Raw genomic sequence first — 7,786 nt, 5'->3', positions numbered from 1 at the left:
GCGCTACGGCGACCTCGGACGCGGCGCGATCCGCCGCGCGGCGGTCGCGGACGCGCTCGGCCTGCTCGAAGGAGCGCTGGCGGACTGATCCAACGGCGGGAGGGGTCGATGGCCAGCCTGAAGACCCAACTCTGCATCGTCGGCGGCGGCCCGGCCGGGATGATGGCCGGCCTGCTCTTCGCCCGGGCCGGGATCGCCGTCACGGTGCTGGAGAAGCACGCGGATTTCCTGCGCGACTTCCGCGGCGACACGATCCACCCCTCCACCCTCGACCTGATGGACGAACTCGGCCTCGCCGAGCGCTTCCGCGCCCTGCCCCAGCGGCGGGTCGGGTCCTTCTCGGGGGTCGTGAACGGCCGGAGCTACAAGGTGGCCGACTTCAGCCGGCTGCCGACCCGCAACCGCTTCCTGTCCTTCATGCCGCAATGGGATTTTTTGGACTTTCTCGCCGGCGAGGCGGCCCGCTATCCGGGGTTCCAACTGATCCGCAGGACCGAGGCCCGCGACCTCGTCGAGGTGGAGGGCCGGGTCGCGGGCGTGCGGGCCGAGGGGCCGGACGGGCCGGTGGCGATCCGAGCCGACCTCGTGCTCTGCGCGGATGGCCGCCATTCGCTGATGCGCGAACGCGCCGGCTTGGTGCCCCGGGCCTTCGGGGCACCCATCGACGTGCTGTGGTTCCGCCTGCCCCGCCGGGACGGCGACCCCGAGGCGGCGGCCGGGCGGTTCGCGCCGGGGCGTCTCCTGATCACCCTCGACCGGGGCGATACCTGGCAATGCGCCTACCTGGTCCCGAAGGGCGGCGATGCGGCACTCCGGGCCAGGGGGCTGCCGGCCTTCCGGGCGGCGGTGGCCGAGATGGCGCCGTTCCTGGCCGACCGCACCGAGTCCATCGCCGACTGGGACGCGGTCAAGCTCCTCACCGTGACCATCGACCGGCTTGAGCGATGGCATCGCCCCGGCCTGCTCTGCATCGGCGATTCCGCACACGCGATGTCGCCGGTGGGCGGGGTCGGCATCAACCTCGCGATCCAGGATGCGGTGGCGGCGGCCAACATCCTGGCCGGGCCCCTGCGGTCCGGGCCGGTCGCCGAGGCCGACCTTGCCCGGGTCCAGGCCCGGCGGATGTTCCCGGTCCGGGCGACGCAGGCGCTGCAGCGGATCATCCAGGCCCGGGTGATCGCCACCGCGCTCAAGGCCGATGCGCCGTTCCGGGCGCCGCTCGTCCTGCGGATTCTCGACAGGCTGCCGATGCTCCAGATCCTGCCCGCCCGAATGATCGGGATGGGCGTGCGGCCGGAGCACGTATCCGCGCCGGCCCGGACCTGACGCGTTCAGGCGGTGCCGTACATCCGGTCCGCCCGGCCTTCGAAGGCGTCGGTGAACTTGCGGAAGGCGCGGTCGAACATCGTGCCCATCAGGAGGCCCAGCGTCCGGCTCTTGAATTCGTAGGTGATGAAGAAGTCCACGGCGCAGCCCCCGTTCGGGGCCTCCTTGAACGACCAGCGGTTCTCGAGGTGCCGGAACGGGCCGTCGATGTACTCGGCCACGATCTTGTGGTTGGCCGGATCGAGGCTGACCCGAGTCGTGAAGCGCTCGCGGATCGCCTTGTAGCCCACGCCCATCTCGGCGACCAACACCTGCCCGCCCTCCGGCATCTCCTGGCGGCGGATCACCCGCAGGGATTCGCACAGCGGCAGGAATTCCGGGTAGCGCTCCACGTCGGCCACGAGATCGTACATCTGCTGCGGCGAATGCCGCACCGTGCGGGTAACCCGGAAGGACGGCATTTCTGTTCCGACGTGCTCAGGCCGAGAGGGCGGGGGCGTGCGAAGGGGCATGCGAGGCAGCATGCTTGGCGAGCCGGGCCGCCTGCAGCTTGGAAAAGTCCTCGCCGGCATGGTGCGACGAGCGGGTCAGGGGCGTAGCCGAGACCAGCAGGAAGCCCTTGGCGTAGGCGGTGGTCTCGTAGGTCTTGAACTCGTCGGGCGGCACGAAGCGCACGACCTCATGATGCTTCTTGGACGGCTGCAGGTACTGGCCGATGGTCAGGAAGTCGACCTCGGCCGAGCGCAGATCGTCCATCAGCTGGAGCACTTCGTTGCGTTCCTCGCCGAGCCCGACCATGATGCCGGACTTGGTGAAGATGGTCGGGTCGAGTTCCTTCACCCGCTGCAGCAGGCGCACCGAGTGGAAGTAGCGGGCGCCCGGCCGCACCGTGAGGTACTTGGCCGGCACCGTCTCAAGGTTGTGGTTGAACACGTCGGGCTTGGCCGCGACGACGACCTCCAGGGCCCCGTCCTTACGCAGGAAGTCGGGGGTGAGGATCTCCACCGTGGTGCCGGGGCTCGCCCGACGGATCGCCGCGATGGTCCGGGCGAAATGCTGGGCGCCGCCGTCCTTCAGGTCGTCCCGGTCCACCGAGGTGATCACCACGTGGTGCAGGCCGAGCTTGGCCACCGAGTCGCCGATCTTCTCGGGCTCGCGCTGATCCAGGGCGTCGGGCAGGCCGGTGCGGACGTTGCAGAAGGCGCAGGCCCGCGTGCAGGTGTCGCCCATGATCATGAAGGTGGCGTGCCGCTTCTCCCAGCACTCGCCGATATTGGGGCAGCCGGCCTCCTCGCAGACCGTGACGAGGCCGTGCTCGCGCACGATCTTCTGGGTCTCGGTCCAGGCCTTGGAGCCCGGCGCCTTGACCCGGATCCAGTCCGGCTTCTTGGCCTGGACGGGCTGGTCCGGCCGGTGCGCCTTCTCGGGGTGGCGCAGGCGCGCGGAGCGCGGATCGTTCTTCAGGATATCGAGGACGATGGCCATGCCACACCGCGGGGAAGCGCCCGGGGGCGCGGTCTGTCAATAGAGACTGACTTAAGGCGCCCGGCCCCGCGCCGCAAACCACCGCGACGCCGGGACGCCATGCGGTGGTTGAGGATGCCGCGTTTCCGTCAGATCCCGAGCACCCGCACGAGCAGGCCGGCCAGTGCCGCCCCGATCACCGGGCCGCCCACCGGAACCAGCGCGTAGCCCCAGTCGGACGCGCCCTTTCCGGCGATCGGCAGGACCGCGTGGGCGATGCGCGGCCCGAGGTCGCGGGCGGGGTTGATGGCGTAGCCGGTTGTGCCGCCGAGCGAGAGGCCGACGCCCCAGACCAGCATGCCGACCATGTAGGGCGCGACCCCGCGCGGGATCGCCCCGGAGGCGCCCAGCGTGTTGGTCACCAGCGCCGAGATGGTCAGGATCAGGAAGAAGGTCGCGATGATCTCGGAGGTCCAGTTGGCCTTGGCGTCCCGGATCGCCGGCCCGGTGCAGAAGCAGGCGAGCTTCAGGTCCTGCTCGGGGGTTGCCGCCCAGTGCGGCAGGTAGTGCAGCCAGACGATCGCCGCGCCCGCGAAGGCGCCGAGCATCTGGGCCGGGATGTAGACGGCGAGCTTCGAGACATCGCCGGAGCTGACGGCGCCCGCCACGGTCACGGCCGGGTTGAGATGTGCATCCGGGCTGCCGGTGGCGGTGGCGACGAAGATCCCGGCGAGCACCGCGAAGGCCCAGCCGGCGGTGATCGCGATCCAGCCGGCGTTCTCGGCCTTGGATCGCTTGAGCAGGGCGCCGGCGACGACACCGTCTCCCAGCACAATTAGTGTCATCGTGCCGAGGAATTCACCCAGGAATGGCGACGTCATGGTCTGGTCTCCCCCAAAGGTCGTCTTGTTACGAAAGTCTTCTTTTTGAGGTTTTACCGTCCTCGGCCTCAGGCTTCGGTCGAGGGTCGGAACATCTTTTTCAAAAGGTCTGCTACCTAGCCCTTTAAGGTGTTTGATCTGGATACCGGGATCTCGATCCATGGCTGTCACGTATCGAAAGAGCCGCGTGTTTCCCCTCCCCACAAGGGGGAGGAGAGCGCGTCTGGTCGGTGTTCCCGCACTTCCGGAAACACCTTGTACGGGCTGGGCTGGAGCCCTTTCGGACCCCGGGACCGGCCCGCTCAATCCTCGTCGAGCTTCCAGTCGAAGGAGCGCTGCACCGCCCGGCCCCAGGCGGCGGCGATCTTTTCGCGCTGGCCGGCATCCATCTTCGGGGTCCAGCGCTTGTCGACGCCCCAGTTGCGCTTGAGGTCGTCGAGGCCGTTCCAGTAGCCGACCGCGAGGCCGGCCGCGTAGGCGGCGCCGAGCGCCGTGGTCTCGGAGACCTTCGGGCGCACCACCGGCACGTCGAGCATGTCGGCCTGGAACTGCATCAGCGTGTTGTTGGCGACCATGCCGCCATCGGCCCGCAGCTCCTTGACGGGAATGCCGGAATCCTTGGCCATGGCGTCCAGCACCTCGTGGGTCTGGAAGGCCGTCGCCTCCAGCACCGAGCGGGCGATGTGGCCGCGGTTGACGTAGCGGGTGAGGCCGATGATCAGCCCGCGCGCACCCTCGTTCCAGTGCGGCGCGTAGAGGCCCGAGAAGGCCGGCACGAAGTAGACGCCGCCATTGTCCTCGACGGTGGTGGCCAGCGTCTCGACCTCGGCCGAATCCTTGATCATGTGGAGGTTGTCGCGCAGCCACTGCACCAGGGCGCCGGTGATCGCGATGGAGCCTTCGAGCGCGTAGGCGGGCTTCTGGCCGTCGAGGCGGTAGGCCAGGGTCGTGACCAGGCCGGCCTTGGACGGGACCGGCTCGGTGCCGGTGTTCATCAGCGCGAAGCAGCCGGTGCCGTAGGTGTTCTTGGCCTCGCCGGGTGCGAAGCAGGTCTGCCCGAACAGGGCCGCCTGCTGGTCGCCCAGGATGCCGGCGATCGGCACGCCCGCGAACGGCGCCTTGGTCTCGCCGTAGACCTCGCTCGACGAGACGATTCTGGGGAGCATCGCCTTCGGGATGCCGAAGACGCTCAGCATGCCGTCGTCCCATTCCAGGGTCTTGAGCGACATCAACTGCGTGCGGCTGGCATTGGTCACGTCGGTGACGTGCAGCCCGCCCTCGGTGCCGCCGGTGAGGTTCCAGACCAGCCAGGTGTCGATGTTGCCGAACAGCACGTCGCCGGCTTCGGCCCGCTCGCGGGCGCCTTCGACGTGGTCGAGCAGCCAGCGCAGCTTGAGTCCGGAAAAATAGCTCGCCAGCGGCAGGCCGGTGAGGTCGCGGAACCGGTCGCGGCCGCCGTCGCGGGCGAATTCGGAGACCAGCCGGTCGTTGCGGGTATCCTGCCAGACCAGGGCGTTGTGCAGCGGCTTGCCGGTGCGCCGGTCCCAGATCAGCGTGGTCTCGCGCTGGTTGGTGATGCCGACGGCCGCGAGGTCAGTGGGCTGGAGGCCGGCCTTGTCCAGGGCCTCGCGCATCACACCCTGGGTCTTGGTCCAGATCTCGGCGGCGTCGTGCTCGACATGTCCAGGAGCCGGATAGATCTGCGCGTGCTCGGCCTGGGCCAGCGCGATCACGCTGCCCTCGCGATCGAACACCATGAAGCGGCTGCTCGTGGTGCCCTGGTCGATGGCCCCGACGTAACGGCTCATCGTTCCCTCCCTGAGTTATGTCCGACCGGTCTCGCGCCGGATCGGGTTCGGCAAGATCATGCTGCCTCGGCCCTGCGGTCGAGGTACGCGGTAAGCCGCGCGGCGCTCTCGGGGCCGGTGCGCAGGCCAAGCTTCGAGCGGCGCCAGAGGATGTCCTCGGCGGTGACCGCCCATTCCGCGACGCGCAGGTAATCGACCTCGGCCGCCGTGAGGCCACCGTCGAACACCTCGCCGAGATCCGCCATGGATTGCGCGGTCCCGACGATCTCGCGCGTCTTGGTCCCGTAGGCGCGGGCGAGGCGCCGCGCGGTCTCGGTAGGCAGGAACGGCTTTTCCGCCTGGAGCTTGGCGAGGAAAGAATCGAAGTCCGCGTCCGGCATGGCGCCGCCGGGCAGCACCGCCTCGCCGGTCCAGGCCGGCTTGAGGCCGGGGAAGAACGGCTTGAGCTTCTCGATCGCGTGCTCGGCCAGCCGCCGATACGTGGTGATCTTGCCGCCGAACACCGACAGAACCGCCGCCTTGCCGCCCTGGTCCTCCACGTCGAGGACGTAGTCGCGGGTCACCGCGGAGGCGTTCTCGGCCGCGTCGTCGTAGAGCGGGCGCACGCCCGAATAGCTCCAGACCACGTCGGCCGGGGTGATGCGGGTGTCGAAGGAGCGGTTGATGCAGCCGCAGAGGTAGTCGGTCTCCTCGGGAGAGATCGAGACCGGCCCGGGCTCGCCGTCATAGGGCACGTCGGTGGTGCCGATCAGCGTGAAGTCGCGCTCGTAGGGGATCGCGAAGATGATGCGCTTGTCGGGCTGCTGCAGGATGTAGGCCTGGTCCCCCGGGAACAGGCGCTTCACCACGATGTGGCTGCCCTTGATCAGACGGACCGCTGCGCGGCTGTTGATGCCGAGCGTGCCGCCCAGCGTCGCACTCACCCACGGGCCTGCGGCGTTGACCACGGCCTTGGCCCGTACGGTCCGCTCACTGCCGCCGCGCTCGTCGTGGAGCGTCGCGACCCAGCCGTCTCCGTCGCGCCGGGCCGAGACGACGCCCGTGCGGGTCAGCACCGTGGCGCCGCGCTCGCGGGCATCCATGGCGTTGAGCACGACCAAGCGGCTGTCCTCGACCCAGCAGTCGGAATAGACGAAGCCCTTGGTCAGCCGCTTTTGCAGCGGCGCGCCGTAGGGCGAGCTGCGCAGGTTCACGGACTTGGAGCCCGGCAGGGTCCGCAGCCGCGCGAGATGGTCGTACAGGAACAGGCCGAGGCGCAGCATCCAGGCCGGGCGCAGGCCCTCGTCGTGGGGCAAGACGAAGCGCAGGGGCCAGATCACGTGGGGGGCCTGGCGCAGCAGCCGCTCGCGCTCGGCCAGGGCTTCGCGGACGAGGCGGAACTCGTAATATTCGAGGTAGCGCAGGCCGCCGTGGATCAGCTTCGTCGAGGACGAGGAGGTGAAGCCGGCCAGATCCCCGCGCTCGGCCAGCAGGACCGACAGGCCGCGGCCCGTCGCGTCGCGTGCGATCCCGGTGCCGTTGATGCCGCCGCCGATGACCAGAAGGTCGTAGGCGTCGGACGGCTCGCGCTGGCGCTGTGCAGCCGGCATTGTTCCTCCTCTCCCACCCTCGATGGTAGGTTGAGGACATATTGAGCCGCCTGCAGATTTTCGCAAGCGAAAAAACGCGTGTTCGTTACGGTTCGCCCACGTTGTCCGCCACCGCCAGGGTCACACCCTGGCGCTCGATCATCGCGACGACCTCCGGGGGCGGCATCCGGTCGGTGAAGAACGTGTCGACCTGATCCAGGCGCCCGACCTGTACCATCGGCCTCCGGGTGAACTTGGTATGATCCGCCACCAGGAAGGTCTTGCGGGCATGGGCCAGGATGGTCTGCGTCGCCCGCACTTCCTCGTAATCGTAGTCGAGCAGCGCGCCGTCGGCGTCGATCCCGCTGATGCCGATCACCGCCACGTCGACCCGGAACTGGCTGAGCGTGTCGCAGGTGAGCTGGCCCAGCACCGCGCCGTCGCGGTTGCGCACGGTGCCGCCGGCCACGACGATGTGGAATTCCGTGGCGTCGGCGAGCGACAGCGCGACGTTGAGGTTGTTGGTGATGACGCTGAGGTCGTCGTGCCGGGTCAATTCCCGGGCCACGGCCTCGGGGGTCGTGCCGATGTTGACGAAGACCGAGCAGTGCGACGGTATCCGGCTCGCGGCCAACCGGCCGATCCGGGTCTTTTCCGGCAGCAGGGTCACCCGGCGGTCGGCGTAGTCGATGTTCTCGACGCTGGACGGGAGCCCGCCCCCGCCCCGGTAGCGCTCCAG

Annotated in this window: 7 protein-coding genes; 1 reads left to right on the top strand and 6 read right to left on the bottom strand. The window is 69.1% G+C overall.

What is annotated here, in order from left to right:
* The first annotated feature begins 108 nt into the window (after positions 1–108).
* The gene (locus FV228_RS15220) at positions 109–1,326 is read left to right on the top strand and encodes an FAD-dependent oxidoreductase (RefSeq protein ID WP_147855393.1); all 1,218 of its coding nucleotides are present in this window, start codon (positions 109–111) and stop codon (positions 1,324–1,326) included.
* Positions 1,327–1,331: 5 nt separating this feature from the next.
* On the opposite strand, the gene FV228_RS15215 is transcribed toward FV228_RS15220, so the two are convergent.
* The 6 genes from FV228_RS15215 to FV228_RS15190 form a co-directional block, all read right to left on the bottom strand.
* Entirely contained in the window at positions 1,332–1,787 is a 456-nt protein-coding gene (locus FV228_RS15215) for a type II toxin-antitoxin system RatA family toxin (RefSeq protein ID WP_147855392.1), read from the bottom strand.
* 16 nt (positions 1,788–1,803) lie between these two features.
* Positions 1,804–2,811 carry a lipoyl synthase gene (gene lipA / locus FV228_RS15210; protein ID WP_147855391.1) on the bottom strand — a complete coding sequence of 336 codons (1,008 nt, stop codon included), beginning with the start codon at positions 2,809–2,811 and terminating at the stop codon, positions 1,804–1,806.
* Positions 2,812–2,939: 128 nt separating this feature from the next.
* Positions 2,940–3,671 (bottom strand): MIP/aquaporin family protein, encoded by a 732-nt coding sequence (locus tag FV228_RS15205; protein ID WP_147855390.1) that lies wholly within the window; start codon positions 3,669–3,671, stop codon positions 2,940–2,942.
* Between the two features lie 302 nt (positions 3,672–3,973).
* Positions 3,974–5,479 carry a glycerol kinase GlpK gene (gene glpK, locus FV228_RS15200; RefSeq protein ID WP_147855389.1) on the bottom strand — a complete coding sequence of 502 codons (1,506 nt, stop codon included), beginning with the start codon at positions 5,477–5,479 and terminating at the stop codon, positions 3,974–3,976.
* Positions 5,480–5,535: 56 nt separating this feature from the next.
* Complete coding sequence (gene glpD / locus FV228_RS15195) at positions 5,536–7,068, bottom strand: glycerol-3-phosphate dehydrogenase (RefSeq protein ID WP_147855388.1); 1,533 nt, start codon at positions 7,066–7,068, stop codon at positions 5,536–5,538.
* A gap of 85 nt (positions 7,069–7,153) precedes the next feature.
* A partial coding sequence (locus FV228_RS15190; protein ID WP_147855387.1) for a DeoR family transcriptional regulator occupies positions 7,154–7,786 on the bottom strand: 633 nt, incomplete at its 5' end.

The organism is Methylobacterium sp. WL18, assembly GCF_008040015.1.
Classification (GTDB): Bacteria; Pseudomonadota; Alphaproteobacteria; order Rhizobiales; family Beijerinckiaceae; genus Methylobacterium; species Methylobacterium mesophilicum.
Note: the sequence above shows the minus strand (reverse complement) of the source record. Positions and strands in the feature narration are given on the sequence as shown.

Excerpts from the sequence above, each read along its gene's own strand:
- lipA (WP_147855391.1), bottom strand. The coding sequence starts at position 2,811 with ATGGCCATCGTCCTCGATATCCTGAAGAACGATCCGCGCTCCGCGCGC.
- FV228_RS15205 (WP_147855390.1), bottom strand. The coding sequence starts at position 3,671 with ATGACGTCGCCATTCCTGGGTGAATTCCTCGGCACGATGACACTAATT.
- FV228_RS15220 (WP_147855393.1), top strand. The coding sequence starts at position 109 with ATGGCCAGCCTGAAGACCCAACTCTGCATCGTCGGCGGCGGCCCGGCC.
- glpD (WP_147855388.1), bottom strand. The coding sequence starts at position 7,068 with ATGCCGGCTGCACAGCGCCAGCGCGAGCCGTCCGACGCCTACGACCTT.
- FV228_RS15215 (WP_147855392.1), bottom strand. The coding sequence starts at position 1,787 with ATGCCGTCCTTCCGGGTTACCCGCACGGTGCGGCATTCGCCGCAGCAG.
- glpK (WP_147855389.1), bottom strand. The coding sequence starts at position 5,479 with ATGAGCCGTTACGTCGGGGCCATCGACCAGGGCACCACGAGCAGCCGC.